Here is a 538-nt window from a genome sequence, read left to right as displayed (position 1 = left end):
CCTTCTGGAGAGGAAAAACCCCGTGCGCGTTCGGAAGTGGCTTCCCCATCGCAAAACCCGGAGGAACGCGCACGCTCCGAGCTGGAAGCCCTGGCCGAAAAGACGGGGGCGCGGGTGTTCCACGTGCCCCTCCCCCACGTCCCGGAGAAGGACGAGGTGGAGGTGGAGCTGTGAGCCCGTGGCGGAAGCTCATCGCCCTGGCCCCGGCCCTGGCCGCCAAGGTGCGGGCCATGCGCCCGCCCAAGCTCCGGGTGGTGGCGGATGGCCGGGTGCTCTACTGGGCCCTGGCCGTCCCGGAGGAGGAAGACCTCGAGGCCCACGCCGCCTTCTGGGGCAGGCAGAACGCCCCGGCCCTCGAGGCCTGGCTTGTGGAGCGCCTGACCTTCCTGGCCGAAAGCTGGCCGGAGGCGAGGGAGGTGGAGCTCCTGGGCGTGTGGACGGGGAACCCGCCCCGCCTTGAGCCCATCGCCCGGGTCCGGGTGAAGACCAAGGAGGGGGTAGGCCATGCCTGAGCGTGCGCGAGTTTCGGGGAACGCCG

At 71.2% G+C, this 538-nt stretch carries 1 protein-coding gene; it reads left to right on the top strand.

Translation table 11 applies throughout. The features are described from left to right. Window positions 1-170 precede the first annotated feature (170 nt). Window positions 171-512, top strand: coding sequence for a hypothetical protein (locus tag AC01Y6_RS11205; protein ID WP_476671611.1), 342 nt, complete (start codon window positions 171-173; stop codon window positions 510-512). The last annotated feature ends 26 nt before the right edge of the window (window positions 513-538 follow it).

It is taken from the genome of Thermus sp. (assembly GCF_056332225.1).
The sequence above is the reverse complement of the archived record's forward strand: the minus strand, read 5'-3'. Positions and strand labels throughout refer to the sequence as shown.